The organism is Nonomuraea sp. NPDC059023, assembly GCF_042740095.1.
Taxonomy (GTDB): Bacteria; Actinomycetota; Actinomycetes; order Streptosporangiales; family Streptosporangiaceae; genus Nonomuraea.
The window spans coordinates 16,177-43,095 of record NZ_JBHYIO010000060.1; the positions used below are offsets into that span (position 1 = coordinate 16,177).

General features: G+C 67.3%; 18 protein-coding genes. 9 read left to right on the forward strand and 9 right to left on the reverse strand.

Features of this window, described 5'->3' with window-relative positions:
* Nucleotides 1-4: 4 nt before the first annotated feature.
* Both ACFWYW_RS53880 and ACFWYW_RS53885 read left to right on the forward strand, forming a co-directional pair.
* Nucleotides 5-1,105: a serine hydrolase domain-containing protein gene (locus ACFWYW_RS53880; RefSeq protein WP_379625217.1), complete on the forward strand. Its 1,101-nt coding sequence runs from the start codon at nt 5-7 to the stop codon at nt 1,103-1,105.
* A 133-nt stretch (nt 1,106-1,238) separates the two neighbouring features.
* Nucleotides 1,239-2,615, forward strand: a complete 1,377-nt coding sequence (locus ACFWYW_RS53885) for an alpha/beta fold hydrolase (RefSeq protein WP_379641371.1) — start codon at nt 1,239-1,241, stop codon at nt 2,613-2,615.
* A 118-nt stretch (nt 2,616-2,733) separates the two neighbouring features.
* On the opposite strand, the gene ACFWYW_RS53890 is transcribed toward ACFWYW_RS53885, so the two are convergent.
* The 3 genes from ACFWYW_RS53890 to ACFWYW_RS53900 form a co-directional block, all read right to left on the reverse strand.
* Nucleotides 2,734-3,021: a hypothetical protein gene (locus ACFWYW_RS53890; RefSeq protein WP_379641372.1), complete on the reverse strand. Its 288-nt coding sequence runs from the start codon at nt 3,019-3,021 to the stop codon at nt 2,734-2,736.
* Between the two features lie 167 nt (nt 3,022-3,188).
* Nucleotides 3,189-4,541, reverse strand: coding sequence for a serine hydrolase (locus tag ACFWYW_RS53895; RefSeq protein WP_379625223.1), 1,353 nt, complete (start codon nt 4,539-4,541; stop codon nt 3,189-3,191).
* Nucleotides 4,538-4,786 (reverse strand): hypothetical protein, encoded by a 249-nt coding sequence (locus ACFWYW_RS53900; RefSeq protein WP_379625225.1) that lies wholly within the window; start codon nt 4,784-4,786, stop codon nt 4,538-4,540. Before ACFWYW_RS53900 ends, ACFWYW_RS53895 begins: the two co-directional genes overlap by 4 nt.
* 159 nt (nt 4,787-4,945) lie before the next feature.
* Here ACFWYW_RS53900 and ACFWYW_RS53905 point away from each other — a divergent pair, with 159 nt between their 5' ends.
* The gene (locus ACFWYW_RS53905; RefSeq protein WP_379625227.1) at nt 4,946-5,851 is read left to right on the forward strand and encodes a MarR family transcriptional regulator; all 906 of its coding nucleotides are present in this window, start codon (nt 4,946-4,948) and stop codon (nt 5,849-5,851) included.
* A gap of 65 nt (nt 5,852-5,916) precedes the next feature.
* Here the strand turns inward: ACFWYW_RS53905 and ACFWYW_RS53910 are convergent, their stop codons facing one another.
* From ACFWYW_RS53910 to ACFWYW_RS53920, 3 genes are all read right to left on the reverse strand, one after another.
* Nucleotides 5,917-6,837, reverse strand: a complete 921-nt coding sequence (locus ACFWYW_RS53910) for a hypothetical protein (protein ID WP_379625229.1) — start codon at nt 6,835-6,837, stop codon at nt 5,917-5,919.
* Nucleotides 6,838-7,316: 479 nt separating this feature from the next.
* A complete protein-coding gene (locus ACFWYW_RS53915; protein ID WP_379641373.1) occupies nt 7,317-7,826 on the reverse strand; it encodes a hypothetical protein in 510 nt (169 codons plus the stop codon).
* A gap of 23 nt (nt 7,827-7,849) precedes the next feature.
* Nucleotides 7,850-8,296: a MarR family winged helix-turn-helix transcriptional regulator gene (locus tag ACFWYW_RS53920; RefSeq protein ID WP_379625233.1), complete on the reverse strand. Its 447-nt coding sequence runs from the start codon at nt 8,294-8,296 to the stop codon at nt 7,850-7,852.
* A gap of 117 nt (nt 8,297-8,413) precedes the next feature.
* On the opposite strand from ACFWYW_RS53920, the gene ACFWYW_RS53925 reads away from it, so the two are divergent.
* Complete coding sequence (locus ACFWYW_RS53925) at nt 8,414-9,271, forward strand: SDR family NAD(P)-dependent oxidoreductase (protein ID WP_379625235.1); 858 nt, start codon at nt 8,414-8,416, stop codon at nt 9,269-9,271.
* A gap of 294 nt (nt 9,272-9,565) precedes the next feature.
* Here ACFWYW_RS53925 and ACFWYW_RS53930 read toward each other — a convergent pair whose 3' ends face one another.
* Entirely contained in the window at nt 9,566-11,788 is a 2,223-nt protein-coding gene (locus ACFWYW_RS53930) for a tetratricopeptide repeat protein (RefSeq protein WP_379625237.1), read from the reverse strand.
* 372 nt (nt 11,789-12,160) lie between these two features.
* Here ACFWYW_RS53930 and ACFWYW_RS53935 point away from each other — a divergent pair, with 372 nt between their 5' ends.
* Nucleotides 12,161-13,156 carry a DUF4158 domain-containing protein gene (locus ACFWYW_RS53935; protein WP_379625239.1) on the forward strand — a complete coding sequence of 332 codons (996 nt, stop codon included), beginning with the start codon at nt 12,161-12,163 and terminating at the stop codon, nt 13,154-13,156.
* A 69-nt stretch (nt 13,157-13,225) separates the two neighbouring features.
* Nucleotides 13,226-16,300 carry a Tn3 family transposase gene (locus tag ACFWYW_RS53940; RefSeq protein ID WP_379625242.1) on the forward strand — a complete coding sequence of 1,025 codons (3,075 nt, stop codon included), beginning with the start codon at nt 13,226-13,228 and terminating at the stop codon, nt 16,298-16,300.
* Nucleotides 16,301-16,578: 278 nt separating this feature from the next.
* Here the strand turns inward: ACFWYW_RS53940 and ACFWYW_RS53945 are convergent, their stop codons facing one another.
* The gene (locus ACFWYW_RS53945) at nt 16,579-17,265 is read right to left on the reverse strand and encodes a DUF6461 domain-containing protein (RefSeq protein WP_379625244.1); all 687 of its coding nucleotides are present in this window, start codon (nt 17,263-17,265) and stop codon (nt 16,579-16,581) included.
* 177 nt (nt 17,266-17,442) lie between these two features.
* The gene (locus ACFWYW_RS53950) at nt 17,443-23,103 is read right to left on the reverse strand and encodes a DNRLRE domain-containing protein (RefSeq protein WP_379625485.1); all 5,661 of its coding nucleotides are present in this window, start codon (nt 23,101-23,103) and stop codon (nt 17,443-17,445) included.
* 258 nt (nt 23,104-23,361) lie between these two features.
* Here ACFWYW_RS53950 and ACFWYW_RS53955 point away from each other — a divergent pair, with 258 nt between their 5' ends.
* The 3 genes from ACFWYW_RS53955 to ACFWYW_RS53965 all read left to right on the forward strand — a co-directional run bounded on the left by ACFWYW_RS53955 (nt 23,362) and on the right by ACFWYW_RS53965 (nt 26,879).
* Complete coding sequence (locus ACFWYW_RS53955; protein ID WP_379625487.1) at nt 23,362-24,357, forward strand: recombinase family protein; 996 nt, start codon at nt 23,362-23,364, stop codon at nt 24,355-24,357.
* Between the two features lie 96 nt (nt 24,358-24,453).
* Nucleotides 24,454-25,536 carry a Tn3 family transposase gene (locus ACFWYW_RS53960; protein WP_379625489.1) on the forward strand — a complete coding sequence of 361 codons (1,083 nt, stop codon included), beginning with the start codon at nt 24,454-24,456 and terminating at the stop codon, nt 25,534-25,536.
* On the forward strand, nt 25,443-26,879 hold the full coding sequence (locus tag ACFWYW_RS53965; RefSeq protein ID WP_379625493.1) for a Tn3 family transposase: 1,437 nt from the start codon (nt 25,443-25,445) through the stop codon (nt 26,877-26,879). The genes ACFWYW_RS53960 and ACFWYW_RS53965 overlap by 94 nt, the downstream gene beginning before the upstream one ends.
* Nucleotides 26,880-26,919: the final 40 nt, after the last annotated feature.

Below are 26,919 nucleotides of genomic sequence, written 5' to 3' on the forward strand. Positions count from 1 at the left end.
TCCCATGAAGAAGACGTTGACCGCGATCCTGGCCGCGGCGGCGGCCGTGACGGCGACCTCGGCACCCGCTCAGGCGGCGCTCGACAGCCGTAAGGCCGTCGTGCAGCGCAACCTGGACGAGCTGACCGCGCTCAGCCAGGCGGGCGCGGTCGTGCGCGTGGTCCAGGACGGGCGCACGTGGAGTGCGCGTTCGGGGACCGCGGTGTGGGGCAGGAAGACGCCGGTGCCGCTGAACGGGCACTTCCGGATCGGCAGCGTGACCAAGATGATCGTGGCCACGGCAGCACTGCGGCTCGTCGGCGAGGGCAAGGTCCGGCTTGACGGCACGGTGGACACTTACCTGCCCGGCGTGCTCAAGGACGGCGGCAAGATCACCGTGCGGATGCTGCTACGGCACACCAGCGGCCTGAGCGACGACGCCAGCAACACCAAGTACCTGGGCGACGAAGGCACGCAGAAGTACCGTTACACCCACGTCAAGACCGAGGAACTCGTCAAGCTCGCCGACGACTCGCCCCGGCGGTTCGCCCCCGGCGCCAAGCATTCCTACTCCAACGCCAACTACTACCTGCTCGGCATGATCATCGAGAAGGTGACCGGCAACCCGTGGGACCAGGAGGCGACCCGGCGACTCGGCCTGCGCTCCACCTGGTATCCCGGCGACAAGGTGAGCCTGCCCCGGCCGCACGCGCGCGGCTACCTGTGGATCGGCGGCAAGCCCGTGGACTTCACCCGGCTCAACACCACCGCCGCCAACGCGGCGGGCGGGATGGTGTCCACGACCGCCGACCTGGACAGGTTCATCGAGCGCCTGCTGGCCGGCAAGGTGCTCAAGCCGGCACAACTGCGCGAGATGCTCGACGTCACGGCCCCGCCGGCCGGTGACCAAGGCGACGGTGAGCCCGGCCTGGGCATCTTCCGGTATGCCACGTCCTGCGGCAAGCAGGTCTACGGGCACAGCGGCGGCATCTCCGGCTACGCCACTTATGTCGCCTCCACGCTGGACAGGCGCCACCGGGCCGTGCTCAACCTGACGACGGCCAACCCGAAGTTCGCCGAGCCGGCGCAGCTCTTCAAGGTGATCGACTCGCTGTTCTGCGGCTGACCCGCCTTCGCGAAAGACAGGAACATCATTGATTTCCGCTCTCATGGCGATCACCACGGTTGTGTCCGTGCTGTCATCGCCCTCCCCCGCGCAGAGCGCGCCTGCCTGGTGTCCCACCGTCGCCGGCCACCGTGTGGAATGCGGATCCGAGTCGCGCCCCCTGGTGACGGGCAAGCCGGCGCTGGGCACCGTCGACGTCGCCTACGCCCTGATCCGCCGCAAGGACGAGTCGAAACCCGCCAAGAACACCATCGTCGTCAACCCGGGCGGCCCCGGCGGCGGCGCCATCGAGTCCGCGAAGGGATACACCAAGCTGACCAGATCGCTGGCCGCCGACCACGACCTGCTGCTGATCGACCCGCGCGGCACCGGCCAGTCCGGCAAGCTGACCTGCGGCCTGACCCGCCTCGCCCTGCTCACCCGGCCCGAGCTGCGCCGCGCCGCCGCCCGCTGCGCCGCCACCCTGGGCCCCCGCGCCGAGGGCTACACCTCGGCCGCGACCGCCGACGACATCGACGCGGTACGGCGCCGCCTCGGCCTCGACCAGATCGTCCTGTACGGCGTCTCCTACGGCACCTACCTGATGTCGATCTACGCCGAACGTCACCCGGAAACCGTGCGCTCCATCTTGTTCTCCGGCGCCTACCCGGTCGGCTTCGACCCCCTGGGCGGGCCCAGCGCCAGGGCGATCTCCCTCACCCTGCGGCGCATCTGCGAGCGCGCCGCCGCCTGCGACGGCGACGCCGTCGTCGCCGACCTGCGGACCGTCAACGCCCGGCTGCGTGCCGAGCCCCGCCCGATGACCATCACCGTGGACGGCAAACCGCGCGCCCTCACGCTCACCGAGTCCACACTGGCCCTCGTGCTCACCTTCCCGGCCAGCCACGCCGTGGGCAGCGCACCGGGCAAGTCGTCGCTGCTCGGCCGCCTGCCGGCCCATTTCCACCACGCGGCCCGGGGCGACTTCCGCCCGCTGGTCAACGAGATCGGCGGCGTGTTCAAGGAACTAGCCGCCGACCAGGACGACCAGGCACTGAGCACCAGTGTGGTGTGCAACGACTACGCCAGGCCGTGGTCGGTGCACGCACCCCTGCGCGAGCGGTGGCGGCAGTTCCACCGCTCCGTGCAAGGCGCCCGCCCCGCCGAGTTCGGCGCATTCAGCCCGCGCGCTTTCGCCACCAGCCCGCTCGACGGCGGTGACCTGTGCATCGCCTGGCCCAAGGAGGGGACGGCCCGGCCGTACACGCTGACCGGGAAACTCCCCGACGTGCCCACGCTCGTGATCTCCGGCGACCTCGACAGCAACACCTCCGACGAGAACGGCAGGCGCAACGCTGCGCAGTTCCCGAGCGCCCGATTCCTGCCGGTGCCCAACACCGGGCACATACCTGAGCTCGACGCCACCGGCTGCGCGAAAGCGATCGTGACCGGCTTCATCCGCCACGAACGCCTCGGCGACACCTCCTGCCTGCGGCGCATCCCACCGATCAAGGTCAAGCCCGTCCGCTAGCCTTCCGACGGTCCGACCGCCCCGCCTGCCACCCGACAGGGACAGCATGCTCATCCCCGCCACCTCGCTCGCCGCCGGCTGACCACCCGGTACTTCCCCTCCGACCACCGGCCCGGCTTCAGCGTCGGCGGGACGCCGGGTCGCGGCCTTCCCGCCAGCGGGCCAGCGCGTCAGGCGAGACCCGGGCGTAACGCGCCAGCGAGGCGACCGAGGTGTGGCCGGAGAAGGCGAGCAGAGTGAAGGTGTTCGCACCATCTTCGGCGGCGTGTAGGACGGCCGGGCCTGGCCGGAGGCGGGGTCGAGGTCGCCGGGCGGCGGCGTTGACCCCGCAGCCGGTGCCCATGTCGAGGACACGATCGTCGGGGCGGACCTCGTTCAGCACCGCCTCCCCCAGCAGATGGGACATTCCGGTGATCGGCTGCACCTCCGGCGGAACCACCAGAGTCCTGCCCAGGTACGTGAACGTCTGGCCCGAGCCCGCCTCGCTTTCGCGGCCTCGGAGGCCCGCTGATGCTACTGGCGGATGCGTTCCGCCTCCTCGGCGGAGAGCGACGAGGTGTACATTCCCGAACTTTATGCCGGGCGTCTGGGCGTCACCCGGCAGTTGGTGTGAAGGTACTGGGCCGCGCCGTCCTTGAAGTCGTAGATCGCGACGGTCTGGGTGTCCTCCTCGGTGGGCATCAGGAAGTGCGTGTCGCTCACCGGCAGCAGTTCGTACGTCAGGCGGTCCGGTTTGCCGAGGAACGCGGCCTCCATCGGGTTGAGGAAGAGGGTCATGAACAACTTCTCGCCCTCCGCCTTCACCTCGTAGCGGACGTCCGGTCGCTCGTAGACGCCGTCGTACCGGGAAAGATCGAGCTTGAGATCCGGGGCGGGCGCGGGGAGGGCGGGGATCGTGACCGCGCCGAGCTCGGCCAGGATCTCGTTGAACACCTTCCGGTACAGGCCGTCGCGCGGCCCGCCGTTGGTCAGCATCGTGAGGGCGAGGTTCGAGTCCGGCAGGACGCGCAGCCGGGCGTTCTGGCCGATGGTGCTGCCGTCGTGCGCGTAGACGGTTTCGCCGCGCCAGTCGCACACGATGAGTCCGAGCGCCCATTCCGGACCGAACATGTACGGATCAGGCACCGGCACGCGTGACCGCATCATCTCCTGAACGGCCGCGGCCGAGACGATCCGCGTGCCGGCGGCCGCCTTGCCGCCGTTGAACAGAACGTGGGCCAGCGCGAGCACGTCCCCGGTCGTCGAGCTGAGGTTGCCGCCGGGGCCGAAGGAGCGCGGCAGGTAGTCCACCGGCGAGACGATCGGCCCTTCCTCCGGCGAGCGGACGACGTGCCCCGTGGCCGCCCGTGTCCGGTCCACGTGCTCACGCCGGCTGCTCGTACTGGTCAACCCCATCGGCTCAAAGAGCCGATATTTCATGATGTCGTCCCAGTGCCGCCCGTCGGCCACCTCCATGATGCGCGCGAGCACCGCGTAGCCGAGCGCCGCGCTGTATCCATGGGTGTACGCCAGCGGGTGCACCTGCGGCGCCCCGGCGATGTTGCGGATCATGCGCTCATAGACGTCGTCGCCTTCACCGGGATCGCCGAAGGACTCCTCGATGCCGTTGGTGTGGTTCAGCAGATGGCGCGGTGTGACCGCGGCGCCGACCTCCGGATCGGCGACCGCGAACTCGGGCAGATAGGTCCGCACCGGCTCGTCCAGGGCGACCTTGCCCTCGTCGACGAGCTGCATGAAGGCGAGCGCGGTCCAGGTCTTCGTCAGGGAGCCGCACTGGTAGATGGTGCCGGGCGTCGCGGGCTCCCGTGTCACGACATGCCTGACTCCGGCGGCGAGCTCGGTGATCTCACCGTTGTGCAGGATGCCGACCGCGGCGCTCGGGGTCTGGAACTCGTCGAGGATCTCCAGCAGCCGTTCCGGGGTCATCCGGGCAGCCCGACCGCGTTGGCACTGTCGGCCTCGACGTACTCCGTCGTGGCGTGGGGGCCGTCGAGGATGGCCTTCACGCTGTCGATCGAGTCGTGAACGATGACGTTGACCGCCTTGGTCCCGTCGGTGCTCGCCACCGCCACCAGCCACCGCGCGCCCGCGGGCAGCCGGCCGTGCGCCTGCTTGAGCGTGTCCCAGAATCCCCGCTCGTCGCTGATCGTGGAAATCGCTATTACGTGCATGCTTGTCGCACCCCTTTCGAATCGCGGAAAGGCTACGTTGCGTTTCACAGATCGTCAACGGAAAGTGCGGCTTTTGCCCTGATAATTGCAATGGTATTGACGGGAAACGCAACGAGTGTTGCAATGACTTGTCGACAAACGCACCCAGGAGGCGCACCGATGCCCGGAGGCAGGCTGACCCACGACGAACGCCGGCAGATCGCCGCCTGCGTCGCCGAAGGTCTCGGATACGCCGAGATCGCCAGGCGGCTCGGCCGGCCGACCTCGACCGTCAGCCGCGAGGTCGCGCGCAACGGCGGGCCCGGCGGTTACCTGGCCGACCACGCCCAGCAGGCCACCGGGCGGCGGGCGGGGCGGCGCCGGCCGTACCGGACGGTGTCACCGACCGTGACCCACGACTTCGCGGAACGGCTCGCCGCGCTCATGTCCGGGACCGGCCTGCCCCGCATGCCGTCCCGGGTCTTCGTCTGCCTGCTCACCACCGAGTCGGGCAGCCTGACCGCGGCCGAGCTGGCGGCGCGCCTGCGGGTCAGCCCCGCGTCGGTCTCCAAGGCGATCGCCTACCTCCATCCCCTGGGGCTGGTCGGCCGCGAACCCGACCCCGGCGGCCGCCGCGAACGCTACATCGTCCACGAGGACTCGTGGCTACGCGCCTGGACGGCCGACACGCGCGCCCACGACAAGGTCGCCGAGGCGACGCGAGACGGCATCGAGATCCTGGGCGCCGACACGGCGGCCGGAGTCCGGCTGGCGCGTATGGGCCGTTTCTTCACCTGGATCAGCGAGGAGATGTCCAGCACCGTCCTGACCGAACCGGCCGTGCACAACGCGCTGACGGTACTCGCCGCCCTGGTCCACGCCGCCCGGCCCCTCACGGTGGGCGAACTCGCCACCGCACTGGCACTCCCCCGCGAACGCGTCGCCGACGGCCTGAACGCCCTCATCCAACGCCCGGCCATCGCCGACCCTCTGACCGTGCTGCATGCGTCCACCGGCGCCTACTCGGTCACCACCCGCCCAGACCGCCTCACCCCAGCCCAGCGCACCGCCCTCACCACCCCTTGACCCGAGCGCCCTCCACCGTCCTTTGACCCGAGCGCCCCTCCACCGTGCTTTGACCTGAGTGCCCGTCACCGTCCGGCCCCACCGCCCCTTAGCTCCGCGACGACCGCCCGCTCCCGCAACTGGGCCGCCTCCGCCCTGACCGTCTCCAGCTCGGCCCGCAGATCCTCCAGCCGAGCCCGATCCACCAGCGACTCTCCCCTGACCCGATCCAGCTCGGCCCGCGTCCTGTCCAGCTCAGCCCGTACTTCGTCCAGCTCGGGGCCACTGTCGGCGGCCACCCGAGCCTCGACCTCGCCCAACTCCGCCCGAGCCGCGTCCCGGGCGTCCCGCGCCTCGGCCAGCCGTACCCACGCCTCATCCCGGGCAGCCTCCGCCTTGGAGAGCTCCGCGACCGCAAGCCGCCGACCTTCCTCCGCGGCATCAGCCCGCGCGCCCGCCCGCTCCCGCTCCTGCACCGCCGCCTCGGCCCGCGCCCCGGCCGCCGCGACGTCCCGCTCGGCTTCCTCCCGCCCCCGCTCAGCCTCCCGCCGCGCAACCGCCGCCGCCTCCGCACTCCCCCGTTCCCGCTCAGCTTCCTGCTCAGCCTGTACGGCCCGCGCCTCCGCCACCGAAACCTGCCCAAGAGCCGCCTCAACCCGCCCAGCCAGCTCCTCCCGGGCAAGTTCGGCCGCCTCAACCCGCCGAGCAGCTTCCTCGGCCACCTCCTCAGCCCGCCGAGCCGCCCCGTCCGCCAGCTCCTTGGCCTGCCGCACGGCCTCATCGGCCCGCTGCTTGGCCTGCCGTTCCGTGGAAGCCGCCTCCCGCAACGCCGCCAGCGCCTGCTCTCTGGCCTGCTCGGCATCACCGAGCGCGGCATCCCGCTCCGCTTCGGCCTCGCCCACCCGCCCCCGCATCCGCTCGGTCTCCCGCTGCGCTTCCTCGACGGCTTCGCGGGCCAGCCGTACCTGCTCAAAGGCCTGTTCCCGCTCCGTACGCGCGATCGCCACCCGCGTATGCGCCTCAGCCTGAACCGCACTCAGCTTGGCCTCAACCCCAGCAGGACTGAGCTCCTGGGACAACGCCCGAGCCAACGGCTCAACAGCCGCCGCCAGCCCGGTCTCCATCCGGTCATACAACTGCTCAGCCCTGGCCAACGCCCCTTCAAGCCCAGGCGTGGCCCGCCGCAGTTCCCGCTCCCGCTTGGCCGCCGCCTGACAATCCCCCTCAGGACAGTACGCCTTGGGCCGCCCCCGCCCCGCCCGCTGCTCAATCGGCGTCCCACAGTGCTTACAAGGCGTCACCACGCCCGTTTCCCCGCTCACAGAAGCACTCTAGCATTTTCGATTTTCCAGAAAATAAAAATAAGTAATTCAGATCCGTTGCGCCGCGAGCCGCCAGGGCAACTTGCGGGAATGGAGAATTCCCGCAAGTAATCGCTATGGCCGCCCCTGCGCGCCCCTGCATCGATCTGACCAGCTGAGAGTTCTCACTTGATGTCAGCGGGATTCTCATCACCCGTCAGTAGCGTGATCACCGACAGGCCCAGGGGAGGCTGTTGCGCTGCGCGGATTCGGCGTGGGCGATGCCTGTCGGCGGCTGAGCAGCGATGATCTGCCTTATCGCTACTCGGATTGTTGATCATGGAGAACCATATGAGCCCCTCCCCCACCGCCGATCTCACCCCACGGGAGATCAGCACTTGGCCGCCGGCTACCCCCATGATCGCGGTCACCACGCCGATGCCGAACCCGGCGCCCACCCCGGCCACCGCCTGTGCCGCTCCGGGAAGCGCGAGCACGCCGAGGGCGGTGGTGTGGGTCAGCACCAGGCCGTGTTCTGAGTTCGGATCACAATCGGGGTGATCCAGTAGACCTTCCTGGTGGCACGTGGCGATCTCACCGATGACGAGTGGCAGTCGATCGGCCAGCATCTTCAGCTGGCGGCGAATACGACCAGCAATGTCCCCCCGCCACGGGGGCGACTGGGCCCGAATCACGGAAAGTGTGCCTGATCCAGTTTTCAGGTGTCGAGAGCGTCAAGGATGTCGCGAAGTGCGGTCTTCTGGTCGTCGGTGAGCTTGTCGACGACGGCGGCCATTGCGTCGCGGTGATCGTCCCAGAGGCGGTCGGCGGCCAGACGTCCGGTATCGGTGATGTGTAGGACGATAGAGCGCTTGTCTCGGGTGTGGGCTTGTCGGGTCAGCATGCCTGCGGACTCCAGGCATACCGCAAGGGTGGTCACGGCCCGGGGAGTCACACCGAGTCGACGACTCATCTCAGTCATGGTGAGGTCGCCGTCATCGCGGAGAAACGTCAGCAGTCGGAGCCGTTCGTAGGTGACCTGCTCGTTGAACAGCTGCCTACTGGCCCTCTGCCGCAATTTATGGACCGCCGTGAAGAGGCTCTCCGCGAGCGCCGCGCCATTCGCGGCCTCATCGGGACCCTCTGTGTGTGCTGCTGAATCCACGCCCGACTCCTCACGAGGGAAATGCTGTATATGTTCAGTAATTAATGTACTGTCGGGGTTCAGTATCTATGAAGGAGGCGGCAAATGGCAGGTCGGGCGTCGACAGGGATTTGGACGATGGACGGGCGGACCGTCCTGGTGACGGGGACGACCAGCGGGATCGGTCGGGCAACTGCGGCGGCCCTGGGTCAGGCCGGGGCGGTCGTCTTGGCCCACGCGCGCGACCAGGCGCGGGCCGCTGCGGTTGCCCGAGAACTTGGAGCTGGCGGGGGACGGTTCGTGCCGGTGTCGGGTGACCTCGGGTCGCTGGCGGGTGTGCGGGATCTCGTCGAGCAGGTGCTGCAGGCGACCCCGGAGGGCCTGCACGTGCTGGTGAACAACGCGGGCGCGGCGTTCTCCCAACGCGCGTTGTCCCCCGACGGGGTGGAACGGACGCTGGCCGTCAACCACCTGGCAGCCGCAGCTCTCACTTCGGCGCTGCTGGACACTCTGCGCAACGGGGCCTCCGTGACAGGACGGCCTTCGCGCGTGGTCAACCTGTCCTCGACGCTGGAGAAGCGCGGGAACCCGAAACTGCAGGACTGGACCTATCCCACTGAATTCAGCCAGCTCCAGGCATACAGCGACTCCAAGCTGGTCAACCTTGCCTATACCTATGCCCTGGCCAGGGAACTTGCCGGTAGTGGAGTGACCGTCAACGCCGCAAATCCCGGCAGCGTCGCGACTGCGTTCGGGCGCAACGCCGGCGGCGTCCTCAAGATGGTTCAGATAGTGGGGAAGGCGTTCTTGGCCGGCCCGGAGAAGGGCGCACGCACTAGCATTCGACTGGCCAGCGACTCTGCATGGGACGGCGCGACCGGCGGCTACTACAGCGCCGCAGAACTCGACACGTCATCCGATGCCTCCCGCGACCCCGCCTTCGGGCAGCAGGTCTACGCCCACACCACCGCCATCCTCGCGCAGGCGCCGCAGTGACCAGCCCAATCCTGACCCGGCTGTTACGCGCTTCTGGCGCTGAGGGAGTCCCCGTAGCAAACAGCGGAAATCCAACGGATCTATCGCTGACCTGTGGTGATTCCAGAGCGTCCTGACCATCGTCGCAGGTCAGGGTATATCCGTTGGATCTTTTTCTGCCATTGCTACCGGAACCCCCTGAGGGACGATCGGCTGGTCAGCCCCGGGCGGTAGCGGGTGGGATCGCCCGGGGGCGACAGGCCGGGGTCAGCTCCGGGTGATCCTTGCGTCGCGCGCCGCAGGCAGGGTGGTCGATCAACCACCATCCCGCAGTCGCCGGGCGTTCGCCAGATTCCGCCTGGCGATATCCAGGCTGTGCTCGTCACCTATCGCTTGAAAGATGGCGGCGGCCTGTTCATGCGCGGTGATCGCCTCGGCCAACCGTCGCGCTGACTGCAGCGCGAGGCCGAGGTTGTTCGATGTCGCGCCTTCACCGTATTGATCATCCAGCTCACGACAGATGGTCAGATTTCGCTCGTACCTGGTGATCGCCTCTTCGTAGCGCCCCACGCGCTGCAGCGCGGCGCCGAGGTTGCTCAGCGCTATGCTCTGGCCGCGCTGGTCGCCGAGCTCTCGGAAGATGTCGGCTGCTTTGGTATGGAACAGGATTGCCTTCCCCCATTCATGGACGTCCTGCACGGCGATACCGAGGTTGTTCAGCGCCTTTGCTTCGCTATGCCGATCGCCGGACGCGATGAAGATCTTGGCAGCCTGTATGTGGATGCTGATCGCCTCGCCGGCTCGCTGTGCTTCCCTCAGGGTGTTGCCCAGGTTGCCCAGGGCTTCGGCTTCCCGGTGCCGGTCTCCGAGCTGCTGGAAGAGGTGGACGGCCTGCGAATGCATGGCGATCGCCTCCTCGAGTCGGCGCGCCTGGCGTAACGCCGTGGCGAGGTTGCCTATCGCCCGCCCCTCGCCTTCCCGATCACCTGTCTCCCGCGTGCAGGTCACGGCGATGGAGCAGACAGCAAGCAGGTCATGTAGGTGGCGCCGCCACGATAGATATCCAACGAGGCAGTCGGCCTCGGCGTGCAGGCCGGCTCGGTGAGCGACGCCGACCGAGGCCACGAGGCTGGCATGCTCGGCGTCGAACCAGGCCAGCGCCGCGGCCCGATCAGCGAACCCATCCTCGGTAGTCTGCCCGTCGACCGCGGCCAGTTGGGCATCGCCCGCAGCCATCAACTGGAGGTAGCTCCCTAGCAGCCGCCACACCGCCTTCAGCGACTCATCCTGATCGGCATGCCGATTCGCCTGCTCGCCTGCGTACAACCGCATCAGGTCGTGCATCGCCCACCGCTGCGCAGGGACGCGAGCGATCAGGTGCGCGAGCGCGAGCTCACGTAGATCACGCCGCACTACCGCTTCCGGCCGGCCGTCAAGAACCGTGGCGGCTGTGGTGGAGGCATCGACTCCGGGCACCAACGCCATCAGCCGAAACAGCCGGGCCCGCGCCGGATGGCGATCGGCCAGCCGGTGATAGCACAGATCGAAGGCGGCGCGCACGGCCCACGGCCGGTCCGCTCCTTGACCGTCGATGTGCAGCACGTCCAACCGTTCGCGCGTCTCGGCGAGCTCGGCGGCCATCGCCGCCAGGGGACGGTCCGGTTCGACAGCCAGCAGCGCGGCGATGATCTGCACCGCCAGCGGCAGGCGTCCGCACCACCGCGCCACCTCAACGGCTGCGTCCGGTTCGGCGTCCACCCGCACGTCGGCTCGACGTACCGCCAGTGCCCGACGCAGCAGCTCGACCGCCTCGGTTTCGGCCAGGACGTCAAGATCGAACTGGCGGCCGGCCAAGGGCAGGGTGTTGCGGGAGGTGACCAGCAGCCGATGGCAGTCCTGAGCAGGAATCAGCGCCTGTACCTGACTGGCGGCAGCGATGTTGTCGGCTACTACCAGCACACCCCGGCCCTCCCGGGCGTGCTCGGCCAACCTCGACCGATACACCGCCAGCACCTCATCGCCTGCCGTCGGTAACTGCTCCGGCCGCAGCCCCATCGCGCGCAGCACCTGTCCTGCCACTGCGTCCGCCTCTACAACGTCCTGGCCCGGGGTGTAACCGTGCAGATCACAGAAGAACACCCCGCCTGCGAACCAGCCCGCCTCCAGGGCGCGGTGAGCGGCGACCAGGGCCAGCGCGGTCTTCCCCACGCCCGCCATCCCCGCCACGACAGACGCCGTCACCGCCCCATCCGTGCCAACCGTGGCGGCGTCCCGGGCGGGATGCAAAGACTCCAGGAGCTGACCCAGGGCGGTCTCACGGCCAGTGAAATCCGCTGGCGGGGCCGGCAACCCCGCCAACGCCGGAGCCGGAGCCGGTGTGGTCAGAAGCAGGTTCACATCGCCTGTGACGATGATCCCGGAATTGTCTCCACCGATAGCCGCCGAGCGGCCGCCCTCCGGCAACGGCCCGGATGTCGAAGTATCGGGCGCAGCAGGACTGAGGGGCGTATCGGAGGCGCCTTCAGGAGGAACGGCCATCTCTTCACGATGACGGGCCCAGGGTGGGCATGTCTCAGGGCTGCGGCAAACCGTTACCTACGGCAGATCACAGCTCATCTGTGTCCCGCCATGGGGGGAGATCCTGTGAGTCTACGTCGTAAAAGGCGCCCGGCCCGCATACCCCCGTTGCGAGGTCGGACGCCACTCCCCCGCCGCACGAGGTTCCGCTTTTCGGCGTCGAAGAGCAGGAGTGTGTTCGTATGTCCGGGTGTAGGGGGTGTCCGTAGCAAACAGCGGAAATCCAATGGATTTATCGCTGACCTGCAGATATTCAGGTTTACAGGACGGTTTTTGATCTTCTCGTCTACGGTTCGTCATGGTTCGTGTGTTCTGTGACGTCCGGGGTGGTTGATGTCGACGCGGTTCCTGTCGGATGAGCAGTTGGAGCGTCTGCGGTCGTTCCCGGACATCGGACGCGAGGAGCTGAACAAGTACTTCACGTTGACGTCGCGCGAGCATGGGTTCCTGGACGCACCCGGCCGGGGTCCGGAGGCACGGCTGGGGCTTGCTGTCCAGCTGTGCACGCTGCCGTGGCTCGGTTACATCCCTGACAACCTCCTTGAGATCCCGCAGGCGGCGCTGCTGCGCCTGGCGAACCAGATCGCGGTGTTCCCCGGAATGCTCGAGGTCTATGACCGGGCGACGCGGAAGCGGCCCCAGACCCGCAGTGATCATCTGAAGGCGGTTCTGAAGTACCTGACGTGGAAGAACCCGAAGCCGGGCAGCATCCAGTGGAAAGAGCTGGAGCAGTTCCTCCTGGACCGGGCGATGGAACACGACACCCCGAGCCTGCTGTTCCAGCAGGCGGTCGAGCACCTGCAGTCTGCCCAGGTGGTCCGGCCCGGCGCGGTCACGCTGATGGAGCTGGTGACCGCGGCCCGCGCGGCGGCGGGGAAGTTGACCACGCAGAAGGTCGGGCACCTGCTCACCGGGTCGATGCGGGCCGACTTGGACCGGCTGCTGGTGGAGGATCCGGAGATCGGGATGTCCCGGTTGCGGTGGTTGACGACGCCCGCGGTTGAGGCGAGCGTCACGGCGATCGGGGTGTCGCTCGACAAGCTGTTGTACCTGCGGGCGATGGACGCTCACCAGCTGGACCTGTCGATGCTGCCCCGGGAGCGGCGCCGGTTCCTGGCCACGGTGGCCCGCCGTTCTACGGTGCAGGGCCTGCAACGCCGCCAGGAGCGTCGCTACCCGATCCTGCTCTCGATGGTCGCGCAGTCCGCGGTCGACCAGCTGGATGAGGTCATCGCCCTGTTCGACCAGGCAGTGTCGGCGCGTGAGTCCCACGCCAAGAGCAAGACCGACGAGGCCCTCGCGGAGCGGGCCAAGAAGGGGTGCCCGTAAGAATCGTGTCATGGGACCCAAACCGTGTTGATCTTGTTCTGTGACCTGCGGTGTTGATGCTGGGCGGTCATGACACGCCCCCCGATACACATCGACGAGGTGGTCGAGCACTGGACGGTGCTGGATGAGGAACGCGAGCTGATCGCCGGCAAGCGCGGCGCCACTCGACTCGGGTTCGCGATCTTGCTGAAGTTCTATACCCGTTACGGCCGCTTCCCCCGGGGCCGCTCCGAACTGCCGGACGAGGTAGTCGAGCACGTCGCCAAGCAGGTCAAAGTACCCGCATCGGAGCTCGGCTTCTATGAGTGGACCGGCTCGACGATGGACTACCACCGTGGTCAGATCCGCAAGCACCTGGGCTTCGGAAAGTGCACGACCGCCGATGCCCTCAAGGCCGCCATATGGCTGGCGGAGAACGTGGCGCACGCCGAACGGCGGCCCGAGCGGGTCCGGGAGGAGCTGCTGAAGCATCTGCGTGAGGAGAAACTCGAGCCACCCACGCCCGGCCGCATCACGCGGATCGTGAACTCGGCCTTGCACCAGGCGGAGGTCACCTGGTCGGTGCGGGTTCTGGCCCGGCTGGGCCCGGAGGGCACCGAGCGGATTTGCGCGTTGGCCGACATCACCTTTGATGAGGAGACGGACCCGGAGCAGAACACTGGTCCGGCGGGCGAAGAGCTGGCCGAGGCCGACGAGCCGACGGTGGAGGAGATCGGGCCGGAAACTACCGACGAAGACGAGGAGGAGGAGGGTTTCTCGCTGTTGGCGTTCATCAAGTCGGCGCCGGGCAATGTGGGCCTGGAGTCGATGATGACCGAGATCCGCAAGCTGGAGGCGGTGCGGTCCATCGGGCTGCCGCCGGGCTTGTTCGCCGATGTGGCGCCCAAGGTGCTGACAGCCTGGCGGGCGCGGGCGGCGGTGGAAGCACCGTCGCATATGCGCACCCACCCGCCGGAACTGGCGGTGCTGCTGCTGGCGGCGCTGGTGCACGAGCGGGAGCGGGAAATCACCGACACGCTGGTGGAGCTGCTCATCGCCACAGTGCACCGGATCAAGGCGCGGGCCGACAGCAAGGTGACCAAGGAGCTCATCAACGCCTTCAAGCGGGTGACCGGCAAGGAGAACATCTTGTTCAAGGTGGCCGATGCCGCGCTCGGCCAGCCGGATGAGGCGGTCCGGGAGGTGATCTTTCCGGCGGTCAGTGGCGGTGAGCAGACGCTGCGCGATCTGGTGCACGAGTTCAAGACCAAGGGCCCGGTCTATCGCACCACGGTGCAGACCACATTGCGCGCCTCCTACACCAAGCACTATCGCCGGGGCCTGATCGCGCTGCTGGAGACGCTGGAGTTCCGCTGCGGTAACACCGCCTACCAGCCGGTCATCCGCGCTGTGGAGCTGATCCGCCGCTATGCCAAGGCGGGCAACACCACCTACTACCCGCGCGGGGAGAGCATTCCCGAGCATCGCGGCACCGCCGGGGAGTGGGAGGACCTGGTGTTCAAGACCAACAAACGCGGCCGGCGGCGGGTGGTGCGGATGGTGTATGAGATCGTCACCTTCCAGGCACTGCGCGAGGCGCTGCGCTGCAAGGAGATCTGGGTGGTGGGCGCCCACTCCTTCCGCGACCCGGAGGAGGACCTGCCCAAGGACTTCGTCGCCAAGCGCGCGGAAAACTACGCCGAGCTGCGCAAACCCCTGGACCCGAAGGACTTCGTCGCGCAGTTGAAGGCCGAGATGCGCTCCGAGCTGAAAGCGCTGAACGTCGCGCTGCCGACGCTGGACTGGGTGGAGATCTCCGAGCGCAAGTCCGGGGCGATCAAGCTGACCAAGCTGGACGCGGCACCGGAGCCTCGCAACCTGCGCAAGATCAAGGCAGAGGTGGGCAGGCGCTGGGGCACAGTCCCGCTCATCGACATGCTCAAGGAGGCGGTGCTGCGGACCGGCTGCCTGAAGGCGGCCACCTCGGTCGCCGGCACCTCCAGCCTCCAGCCCGAGGTGCTGGCCGAACGGCTGATGCTCGCGATCTACGGCTACGGCACCAACGCGGGGATCCGATCGGTGGCCTCCGGCGGCGGACACGACCACGGCGAGGACGACATCCGCTACGTGCGGCGCCGCTACCTGACGCCGCAGATCGCCCGCGACATCGCGGTGGCCATCGCCAACGCCACCTTCGCGGTACGTGATGTGAGCCTGTGGGGGCAGGGCACGACCACAGTGGCCTCCGACTCCACGCACGTGCGAGCCTACGATCAGAATATTTTCACCGAGTGGCACTCCCGCTATGGGGGCCGCGGGATCTTGATCTACTGGCACGTCGAGCGCGGCTCGATGGTCGTGCACTCCCAGACGCTGCGCGCCTCGGCCTCGGAGGTACACGCCATGGTGGAAGGCGCGGTCCGCCACGGCACCACCATGAAGGTGGAGGGCAACTACGTCGATTCGCATGGCCAGTCCGAAATCGGTTTCGGGGTGACCAGGCTCCTGGGCTTCGACCTGCTGCCGCGGATCAAACAGATCAACAAGGTCAAGCTCTACCGCGTCGAGAGCGGTGAAAGCGACCTGTACCCGGGGCTGACGCCGGCGATGACCAGGCCGATCAAGTGGGAGCTGATCGAGCAGAACTACGACCAGATGATCAAATACGCCACGGCGATCAAGCAGAACACCGCCTCCACCGAGGCGATCTTGCGCCGGTTCACCGACTCGGCCTCCCACCCCACCTATCAGGCGATGCTGGAGGTCGGCCGCGCCCAGAAAACGATCTTCGTGGCGCGCTATCTACGACTGCGTGAGCTGCAGCGGGAGATCCACGAGGGCCTGAACGTGGTGGAGTCCTCCAATGGCACCAACTCGGTGATCTTCTACGGCAAGGGCGGTGACATCGCCACCAACCGGCGCGAGGAGCTGGAGATGACCGTCTTGTGCCTGCGCATCCTGCAGGCGGCGCTGGTCTACATCAACACCCTGATGCTCCAGGACGTCCTGGCAGAACCCGCCTGGGCCGACAAGCTCACCACCGAGGATCAGCGAGGCCTGACCCCGCTGTTTTGGCAGCACGTCCTGCCGTACGGCGAGGTGCGCCTGGATGTGGCCAAACGGCTGGCACTGAGCAGCGCGGACTCGCGTGAGCCCGAGCAGTAGGCAACCACAAGGAGAGGAGGAGTGTAACCCTGGCCTGGCGCAGGGGAACGGCCAGTGGCGCATCGGGTGAAGACTGCCCGAGTTACGCCATTGACGGTTCGGGCATCCTCCACGGGTGTGCTCTGTCCAGCGGCGCGGTTGTGGTCCGCGCCAGCCGTTAGGAGGCGGGGGCCTCACCCCTACGAGACGCACTCGCTGCGGCGAGCAGCTGACCGCCGCATCGCACCGACCACCAAGCAGCGTGCTGTACCGGCTTCGCCTCGTACTTCGCCGAACCCTTACTCCCGAGGGGGGTCTTGCTGAATTGCCGCAAACAGATCGAGAGTGGTGTGCGAGATTGACCCTTGAGGGCCGACAGCACCTCCCATAAGTGGTCCGTTCAATACGTTCTGGGACAGAGCTACGCCGGTCACCCGGGCCGCGAGCATCAGTGCATCGTTCAAGGTCGGAGCACCGGCGCTGATGTCGTCGTCTCCGCCCTCATCTCGCGCGGAGTCGTTCTCCGGGCGCGGGTATGAGGGATCGACGCCTTCCTCCCGCATCGCGTTCAGTAGGCGATCCGGGTCGGTGCCGTATCGCCATGCGGGTTTCCTCGGGTCGAAGGACGTCAGGCGCTCCCCGTCAACGGCATACACGAACAGGTCGGTGGCGTAGTCGTTCCTCAAGACGGAAATGAGTTCTGTGCCGGCCGACAATGCTCGCACGGCGTCAGGAGCTGTTGCCTCGCTTCCGTTCCGCTCTATGAGCACAGTCCACCCGTCCAGGTGTCCGGCTAGAACCGTGCGCGGGAACAATCCCTCGTCGGTCATCCGCTTGTAGGTCAGCGGCCGGATACTTCCCTCGGCGGCGCCCAACCGTCGTAGGGCCTCCGCCTCATCGAGTCCTCGTACGAATGTCAGGCACCAGGAGTCACCCAGTTCCCAGCCACGAGCGAGCCAGTCGAAATCGGCGTGGGTGATTGCCATTCTGTGACTCCCCTGGTCCGATATTGCGCTTCACCCGAAGAGGGGTGCGGGACATAGTCGTCCCGCACCCCTCGAGTATCCACCTGGGACAGCTATGTCAGGTGACATCCAGCTGTCCAGGTGCGATCCAGCGTGAACATGACGAGGTCACTCTATGATCGACTGGTGGATCAGCTGCTACTGGAGCTTGATCCAGAACGGATCGCCCCTCAGGATGCGGTTGTTGCCGTACCAGGCGCCCAGGACGCGACCGTGGGCCTGGTTATGGGTGGCCCTGATCAGCAGGACCGAGAAGTTGAAGTCGGGGTTGGCTCCGAGAGAACCCTCGTCGGTGGAGGCGAACGGATACTCGTCGCAGTTCTTGGCGAGCGGATCGAACGCGACGTCACTGACCCACGTCGACGAGATTTCTCTGCGGCATACCGCCTCCGACCGGCCACGTTGTGCTGCGTTGAGGTCGTAGTTCGGGTCGCTCACGACGCGGTGAAGCGGTCTGCTCGCCGATCCGCCGGGCATGTCCTTGCTCCGCCCAGCCGAGTGAGGATAGGAAGGGCCGCCGAGAGCAGGGTAAGTGGGCGGGCTGTTCGGGTTGGTCAGCGCCTTCTTGATGTGGTCGAACTGCTCCTCCCAGGTTTCGTTCTTGTCGTTCTTGTCGTTTCGCCCCATCTCCATGTACGGCTTGCGGTAGGTGAAGACACAACCGGAGGGCGCGTAGACGTATGACGCGGAGTCGCATCGAGCCTGGAACTCCTTGTCGCTGACCCCGGACTTTGTCCAGAGATTGACGTACCTGGTCTTGCTCCCGATCGGCGTCATCTTGACCAGGATGGAGAAGCGGCATGTGGACTTCAGGTCTCTGCCCTCGGCCCCCACGGCGCTTGAGCTCATCCCCCAGTTCTCCAAGGGGCTGGAGTTCCAGCCTGCCTGGGACTTTTCCCGCAGGTTCGGGCCGAACGGGTCTGTCAGTGTCGGTTGGCAGTGCGTGCTGTTCGGGTGTCCCTTGGTCTTGAGCTTCAGCCCCACGGATGTCGTCAGCAGCGACCCTGTGCCGACGACGTTGTCGAACTTCGCCCGGATCGCGATCACGCGGTTGGCCTGATCAGCGTCCACGAGGAGAGTGATGTCGCCGGTGAGCTGTCCCTTGATAACTAGGGCGTTGTTCACCTTCTCCGCATCAACTCCGACCACCTGTCCGGAAAAGCATCCGGAGAATCGGCTACGGAAGCTGGTGAACTTCGGGCGCACCTTGGCGACGTCGTCGTCGCATTCCTGCGCAGTCGTGTAGCGAAGCGGGTGGGACTTTCCTGTGGGCCAGGGCAAGGAGTTCGCCGCCACGGGGCTGGCGCCCTTCGCTTCTCTCATTTTGCGGGAGACGTCTGCTGCGCGGGCCGCGTCCAGGACAGATGCCGGGCTTGTCGTCTCCCCGGGGCGCGTGTGGAGCTTGCTCACGTCGCTTGCGGAGAGCGTTCGGGGAAAGACCCAAAGGTCGTCGATACCGCCTTTGATGGCCGTGCCGATGGTGAACGGACCGTCAGCGTGCCAGGGGCGGAAGTTGATTGCCTGAGTCTTGATCAGGTTTCCGTTGAGATACAAGGACAGGGCTTTGGAGTCTCCGTCATAGGAGCCGGCCAGGTGGAACCATTCGCCCACGGGAGGAGGCGTCTCGGAGATGGCGCCCTGATCCGGACTGGACGCCGAGTCCGATGGCTTCATGGTGAATACGAGCCCGTGGGTCGGGTCGACTCCCAGGTGGAAGGGTGCGGTGCTGACACCCTTTTGCTCAGCGATTGCATAGCGTCCGTTCCGGTCATCGAGACGGACCCAGCCGGCGATGGCGAAACTCTCGTCGGTGCGGACGAGTGGCGTGGCCGTGGCTGCCAACGGCTCGTCGCCTGCGTTTACTGGATCAACCGTCAACAGTTGCCAGTCCGACCATGGTGAGGTCGCGGTGGTCGAAGCCGCGCGGGCGCGCCAGCGCACCAGCCAGCCGTCGGTCAGTTTCCCGGTGGGGACAGTCACCGACGCTTGCGTTCCAGCTGTCACGTTGTCGGCGACGCCAGCCCAGATCGGCCCGGTGCCCTGTCCTTGGGGTGCGGCGGGATCGTGCTCGACCTCGAAGTCGGCTCGCAACGTTCCGCCTGCCGGATCGTCAACGTGAGCCTGTAGCTCCGGGGTGAGGCTAGATGTAGTGGTTTTACCGTCGACGGTGGTCGAGGGGGTTACCCGAAGGGCGCTCACGGAAGGTCCGGTGGGCGTGTCAGGGACGTCGACGGTAGCCAGTTGCCAACCTGACCAGGCCGATGCGGTGCCCGCGGCAGCATTGACCGCTCGGGCGCGCCAGCGCACCTTCCATCCGTCGGTCAGCTTGCCCGCCGCAACGCTGAGAGCGGCCTGGTTTCCGGACGCTACCGGAGGCGAGGTACCCGCCCAGATCTGGCCCGTGCCCTGCCCGGTCGGCGCGGCGGGGTCGTGTTCGATCTCGAACTCGCTGGTGAGGTTGCCGCCGATGGTGTCGGCGACGGTGGCGGCCAGTTGCGGGGTGAGCGAGCTGGTGACCGTGGTGCCGGCCACGTCCTGGGCCGGTGTGATGGCCAGGCTGCTGACGGTCGGCTTGGAGGTGGGGCCGCTGGTGGTGACGGTCAGCGTCGGGATCGGGTTGGTGAACTCGGTGTTCTCTGAGGAGGTGAGATGGCGCCAGTTGTTGGTGTTGTTCTCGGTCGGGGACTGCAGGACCAGGCCGTGGTTGGCGGCGCCGGCTGTCCAGTCCTGAGTCATTCCGGTGACATTCCACTCCAGGCGCTTGTAGCCGTCAGCGCAGCTGCCGCCGTAGCCGGCCGTGTTGAGCTGCGCGTCTTCGGTGGTGGCGGTCGGCTTGTTGGCCCAGTGCAGGTTGTTGGCGTCCCAGGCGCCGGTCACTCGCCGGACCTGGATTCCGGCCCCCACCGCGCTACCGCAGGCGGAGGAGTCGATGTTCAGCACCGAGAGCTTGGCGTCGGTGACGGTCTGCCCGCTCAGTCCCGCGGTGTCGAAGCGCAGGTACGTGCGAAGCTTCTCGTTGCCGGTCATGGTGCCGGCGGAGATCACCGGGCTGCTGGGGGAAGCCGGGAAGTCTGGGGTGTCCAGGCTCCACAGCCCGACATCGCCGGTGATCGGCAGCTGCGCGGTCGATGCGAGCCGGACCGGATACACGGTGCCGGCGTCGGCGAGGAACGCGTGGTCGGGCTTGAGCACGAGCTCGGTGCGCCCGCCCTTGGTGACAACGTCCGCGCTGAGGTTGGCCTTCTTGGCCAGCGGCTGAACGCCCTTGGCGCTGCCATCCCACATCGTCGGCTGCGCGAGCGACCCCCAGTTCTTGCCGTTGCCGGTCTTGAGCTGCAGCCTGCCCGCCTTGCTCTGCGTCAAGGTCAGGCCGTCATCGTCGACGCCGATGCGCAACTCCAGCGGCTTGGCGGGCCGCTCACGCAGCACCACCTCATGCCGGAAGCCCGTCGGCAGCGCAGTCACCACCAAGTCGGCGCCCAAACCGGCGGCGTCGGCATAGGTCGCCGTGCTGCCCTTGACCGTCGGCTTGGGAAGCACGGCAGGCCAGGACAGCGCGTAGCTGCGCCCGCCAGTGTGTGTCATCGTGACGAACGGGCCAGAGCCACCTGTGGAGATCTCCACTGAGGTGCCGGCAGCGATCGTTTTGGGCTTCAGCACCCCGCCCAACTCCGCCAGGGTTGTGTCGATGGGAATCCAGGCGTCACCGTGCCTGGCCCGCACAGGAGCTGCACTCACCTCTGTGGTGAACGAGCGGCCGTCAGGCATGGCGTACGTGATACTGGTCTCCGATGTCTCTTCGGGGACAGTCACCTGCGTGCCCTGCTTGACTGCTTGCAGCGCAGCCGTATGTCTTGCCGCTGCTGTGGCCCCACTCTGCGGCTGCGCGGAGGCGGGGGTGTTCGACAGTGCGGTGCCGGTCTTGCCCGGAACCCAGCGTGTACCGCTCTTCAACATTGCTTTGTTTCCGTTGAACATGGAATCGGTCGCTGTGGTTCCAGTGGTCTCATCGAACAGCCAATGGGCGACTGCAGATTTCGGCGCCGGAGGCTGCGTGGGATCCTCCCAAATGTCCGGATTACTCCACCTTTCGACTTCCTCCGGCGCCATGCCTTCCGGGAGAGCGGCGTCCTTCAGCAGGGAGCCGACGACCTCCGTCGACTGCTCGGCATCGCTTTCGAGCTGAGCGGGGGTCACTGCTTCGGGGTCGGCCGGCTCGAAATCCACCGAATCGCCGAGGCGGGACGAAATCTCATCGAGGGTAGGCGTGGCACTACTGCGCGGTCGCACATACAACGCCTGCATTGGCTCGGATGGAGCGGGTGTGTATTCGACCATGAGGGCGGGCGGGTGACGGAAGCCCGGATAATCGCTGCCTCCGCCGTATTCGCTGGCGTAGTACTGGCGCCAATTGATCGCCGGGCTCTCGGTGACCGCCCGCAGCAGCAGCCCGTGGTTGGGCACGCCTTGTTCGATCCAGGCGCGGGCCATGCCGGAGATCCGATGGACGAGCGCCTCTTCCTTGGCGCACCACCCCGTAGCGCCGGGGTCGACGCTGTAGCCGTACTTGTTGCCGCTCCCGCCCTCGGTGCCGTTGTTGGAGGGCTGGTTGTTCCAGCTCAAGCCAGTTGAAGTCCAACTGGAGGTGATGCGGGAGGCGACGATGCCCGATCCGATCTCACCGCACAGCTGGCCGCCAGGGCCGCCGGACTTGTAGTTCCACACATACAGGTCCGCGTCGACGACCTTGGCGCCTACCAGCTCCGGCGCCTCGGTGTTGAACTTCAGATACACGCGGGCGATGTCGGCGCTGGTCTGCGTGGTGCCCACGCGCAGATATCCGGCCGTGGCGTTGTTGCCCGGGTTGTTCTTGCTGACCCAGGCATCATCAGGGCGGCCGCCGCCGAACCATTCCGAGGCGGCCGCGATCGTCACCGGATAGGTCACCGCCGGGTCGGCCAGGAACTTCGCATCCGGGGAGAACACCAGCTCCGAGGACTTGCCGGAGGTCTCCACCTTCGCGGTGACCGAGGAGGTCTTGCCCTCCTCGGGGGAGGCTTCCACCTTGGCGTCCGTCGCGGTCAGCACGATGGGTGCCGCCTTCGGCTGGCCCTTGGCGTCCTTCAGCTGCGGCAGCCCCTCGGCGTTCTTGCCGAAGGTGGTGCCCTTGGGCAGGGTGAGCGGCAGGCGTACCGTCACCGGGCTGTCCGGCTTGTGCCGGAAGACCACCTGGGAGACGAACCCGTCGGCCAGGGCCAGCACCACCAGGTCCGCGCCCGGCGCGATCGCGTCGGGGTAGGTGATCGTGTTGCCAGAGATCTTCGGCTCCGGCAGGGCCCTGCTCACCCCCAGGCCGATCTTGCCTTCTGCTTCGGTGGCCGACACCAAGCTCTTGGCCCCGCGTTCGCCGAAGCCCAGCGGGGTCTTGACGCGCGCGGCCTGCAGCTTGCCGTCACGGGCCACGATGCGGGTGTCGATGGGCTCCCAGGTGCCGCTGGCCAGGTTCTTCAGCTGGACGGGCCGGGTGTGCAACTCCGCTCGGAGGTTCTTGCCATCGGGCTCAGCCCAGACCTTCATCGTCTCGGTGAACCGAGCGGGAACCTCCACCGGCTTGCCGGACTTGGCCGCCTTCTCCCAGGCAGCCTTCAGCCCGGGATCGGCCGGTTGAGCCGTCGCCATCGGAGTCGAGCCGGGGGGTTCCGCAGCCGCGGGGCCTGCTGCCATTGCTGTGACGGGCATGAGGACCGCCAGCGCCATCGCGAGCAGCCGGGATCGGCGTAATCTTCGTGAGATGCTCACTTACCACCTTCAATCGGGATGAATGCGGGCAAAACAAGATCAGTTGTACCCCGCTTTAGCTGGAGCCACAACCCCTTGGGCCGAACAAGTTTTCGATAAATCAGATGCAACTCCTTTCTCGCAAACGTCCGATTGCGAGAAGAGATCAACAAGGTGGACTGCGGAGCCATCCGGGAGGCCGCTTCCTTCTCAAAACTCGTTCTCATGCAAGTGAGTGGGTCGACTAGTTGTGAGAAATGTTTGTGAGAAGATCTGGGCATGGCCGACGCTCATCAGCCGCACGGAAACCTCCCGCCCGCCGGCTCCGAAGACACCACCGGCCGCGACGCTGACGAAGTTGAACGCCACCCCTGCCCGCGCTGCGGCGTCTCGGCCGGATCTCCCTGCCGCTCCCGCTCCGGCGCGATCGCCGGCAGCTACCACACCGGACGCTTCGGCAAGGTGCCCCGCCTGGCCAAGCATCTGCGGGTGCCCACCCCCGCTGACCGCGGCCCCGGCCAACCCTGGCGCCCAGGCACGGCACCGCCGCCCCCCGTCGACGCAGATCGGCCGTCAGCCGACATCCGCATCGGCTACGCCCGCTGCTCCTCCCACACCCAGGAACTGCAATCCCAGCTCGACGCCCTCGAAGCGCACAACATCGACCGCGACAAGATCTACAGCGAAAAGATCTCCACCCGCATCAAGGTCCGCCCCGAGTTCGAGAAGGCCCTGGCCACCGCGCGGCAGATCAAAGCCCACGCCCCGCACTGCCGCGTCATCCTCACCGTGTACGAGATGAAGCGCCTGGGCCGCGACGCCTCAGAGCTCACCGCCCTGGCCGACCACCTCACTGCCCACGGCCTGGTCCTGGAGATGCTCGCCGGACCCCTCGCCGGCCTCTACGATCCGGCCGGACCCGGCCGGATGCTGTTCGCCTTCTTCGCCGCAATGGCCGAAACCGAACGCGAAGCCATCCGCGAAGCCACCCTCGAAGGACTGGACGCCGCCGCCCGCAAAGGCAAGCACGGCGGCCGTCCCGCCGTCATCACCGACGACATGATCCACACCGTGCTCCGCCGCCGTGCCGCAGGCGAATCCATCGAGGCCATCCGCAAAGACCTGATCATCCCCACCGGCAAACGCAAAGGCCACAACCCCTCCCTGGCCAGCCTCTACCGCGCCCTCGCCGCATATGAGAAGACCCAGCGCCACCCCGACGCCGTTACCCGCGCCCACACAGAATTCGCAGACCTCCAGACCGCCCGCGACTGATCGCCCCCCTCGCGGACCTGCGAGAACGACCTCGTTTGGGTCCCATGACACGATTCTTACGGGCACCCCAAGAAGGGCGAGGCCCGCCAGCTGCTGATGGACGTGATCCTCCCGGTCCTGATCGACCCGGGCATCGACGATGAGCAGGTCGGAGGGATCCTGCGAGAGGGGATCGGGATGGACAAGCTCCGCGAAGTCTCCGCGATCAACTGGAAGCCGCTGCCGCGCGACCACGGCCGCCTGGCAGCGCTGGAGGCCTCCTACACCTACCTGCGCCGCTTCACCCCCAGGGTGCTATCGGTGGTCGACTTCCAGGGCGGGCCCGGCGCGCAGGACCTGATGACCGCGCTGACGATGTTGAAGGAGTTGGACCGAACCGGCGGCCGCAAGGTCCCGGCCGCCGCGCCGACGTCGTTCGTGCCGGCCCGGTACGCCGACTACCTGGTCAAGGCGCGCAAGGCTGGCGATGACACAGCGTTGCGGCACTACTGGGAGCTGTGCGTGGTGCTCGCCCTGCGGGACGGGCTCCGCTCCGGGGACGTGTTCGTGCCGGGCTCGCGCCGGTACGCCGATCCGGGCACCTACCTGTTCACGCCGGAGCAATGGGGGGGCAAGCGGACGGAGTTCTGCAAGCTGGTCCGTAAACCCGCCGCCGCCGCCGCCTCCGATGCGATCGAGCAGGCCAAGGAGGAGCTGCACCGGGCCTTGGAGGAACTGGAGGAGACGCTGGCGAACGCATCCCCCAACGATGTCGGCGCGGTCCGCCTGGATGAGGAAGGGCGGCTTGTCATCCCGCCGCTGTCAGCCGAGGACATCCCAGCGGAGGCCAAGGCGCTACGAGAGGAGCTGGCCGGGATGCTGCCGTTCGTGCCGATCGCCTCGCTGCTGATCGAGCTGGACGTCGGCACGAAGTTCCTGGAGTGCTTCACCCACGCCGGCGGCCGGAAGATCAAACTGTCGGTGGAAACCCGGCGCAACATCCTCGCGGTGCTCATCGCCGGCGCCACCAACCTCGGGCTGACCCGAATGTCGGAGGCGTGCGGCGTCTCCTACGACACCCTCTCGCCTGGACCCAAGAGTGGTACGTGCGGGAAGAGACGCTCCGCGAGGCCAATACGGTGCTGGTCAATCACCATTACCAGCTGGAACTGGCCAAGAAATTCGGGGGCGGCACCATGAGCTCATCGGACGGGCAGCGCTTCCCCGTCCGCGGCAAGTCCTTGACCGGCCGGGACATGAGCATCCACGGCGGACGCGTCTTGTCGACCTACACGCACGTCTCCGACCAGTGGTCCACCTACGGCACCAAACAGATCGTCCCCACCACCCGCGAGGCCAACTACACCCTGGACGAGCTACTCGGCAACGAGACCGACCTGCCGATCCACGAACACGCCACCGACACCCATGGCGCCACCTTGGTGAACTTCGGACTGTTCGACCTGGTCGGCAAAGCGCTGACGCCCCGGATCCGCGACCTGGGGAAGATCACGATGCTTCGGGTCGACAACCCGGCCGCCACCAACGCGCTCTACCCGCACGCCGGGCCGCTGCTGGCCGACCGGTGGAACGAGGATCTGGTCCGCGGCACCTACGATGACATGCTGCGGATGGCCGGATCGCTGAAGTTCGGCGAGGCGACCGCGTCCCTGGTGGTCGGGAAGTGGTCGGCCGCCTCGCGCCAGAACACCCTCGCGGCGGCGATCAAGGAGTGGGGCCGCATCCGCAGGACCATCCACGCCGCCCGGTACCTGTCGGACCCGGTGTACCGGCGGAAGATCTCCCGGCAACTCAACAAAGGCGAGAGCCTACACGCGCTGCGCCGCGACCTGCACTACGCCCAGCAGGGCACGATCGTCCGGCCGCACCTGCAAGACCAGACCGAGCAGTCCTGGTGCCTCACCATCCTCACCAACGCAGTCATCACGTGGACAACCGAGTACTACGCGATGGGCATCAAGGAGCTGCGCGGCGATGATGCGCTGGCTGGTGGACGACCGTTGCCGCCGCGTTCACGCAGGCCCGGGGCGGCGGCGCGGTTCCGCGGCGAAGCGACCGCGAACGCGATCATGGAGACGGTCGGCGAGTTTCTGTCGTGGTGCCGGGTGCCGCCGACCGTGGTCAACATGCCGACCCAGCCGAAGTTCCTGCACTATCTGCCGCCGGGCTTCGACGCGGGCGAGGACGGCCAGAACCGGACGGTGATGGCCCGCACGATCAAGTTCCGGGTCGCGGTGGCGGGCTATGAGTGGCTGAGCGAGGAGGAGATCGCCGGGCTGCGGAGTCGGCGGCTCCTACCAAGGACTCGAAGGGCTGCCCAAGGACTCGAAGGGCTGCAGACCTCCGCCACCGAGGCGCGGGCTGGCGGCGCGGCCGCGCGCACCGCCCGCCACCGGGACCGCCCCTCGCCTTCCGCGACCTGGGATTCCGCCGTGTGCTGCTGCAGTGGTACGCCATCAACAGCTCCCGCGTCGTCGTCGACCGCCTCCTGGCCCGCTCGACGAACTGGGCCCACGCCGTAAGGACGAAGCCCTGCGCACGCTCCGGGCGTTCTTCGACCAC

Coding starts and splice junctions, on each gene's coding strand:
- ACFWYW_RS53930 (WP_379625237.1), bottom strand. CDS start 11,788: ATGGCCGTTCCTCCTGAAGGCGCCTCCGATACGCCCCTCAGTCCTGCT.
- ACFWYW_RS53905 (WP_379625227.1), top strand. CDS start 4,946: ATGCCCGGAGGCAGGCTGACCCACGACGAACGCCGGCAGATCGCCGCC.
- ACFWYW_RS53895 (WP_379625223.1), bottom strand. CDS start 4,541: ATGACCCCGGAACGGCTGCTGGAGATCCTCGACGAGTTCCAGACCCCG.
- ACFWYW_RS53935 (WP_379625239.1), top strand. CDS start 12,161: ATGTCGACGCGGTTCCTGTCGGATGAGCAGTTGGAGCGTCTGCGGTCG.
- ACFWYW_RS53940 (WP_379625242.1), top strand. CDS start 13,226: ATGACACGCCCCCCGATACACATCGACGAGGTGGTCGAGCACTGGACG.
- ACFWYW_RS53880 (WP_379625217.1), top strand. CDS start 5: ATGAAGAAGACGTTGACCGCGATCCTGGCCGCGGCGGCGGCCGTGACG.
- ACFWYW_RS53925 (WP_379625235.1), top strand. CDS start 8,414: ATGGACGGGCGGACCGTCCTGGTGACGGGGACGACCAGCGGGATCGGT.
- ACFWYW_RS53960 (WP_379625489.1), top strand. CDS start 24,454: ATGGACGTGATCCTCCCGGTCCTGATCGACCCGGGCATCGACGATGAG.
- ACFWYW_RS53945 (WP_379625244.1), bottom strand. CDS start 17,265: ATGGCAATCACCCACGCCGATTTCGACTGGCTCGCTCGTGGCTGGGAA.
- ACFWYW_RS53900 (WP_379625225.1), bottom strand. CDS start 4,786: ATGCACGTAATAGCGATTTCCACGATCAGCGACGAGCGGGGATTCTGG.
- ACFWYW_RS53955 (WP_379625487.1), top strand. CDS start 23,362: ATGGCCGACGCTCATCAGCCGCACGGAAACCTCCCGCCCGCCGGCTCC.
- ACFWYW_RS53890 (WP_379641372.1), bottom strand. CDS start 3,021: ATGTCCCATCTGCTGGGGGAGGCGGTGCTGAACGAGGTCCGCCCCGAC.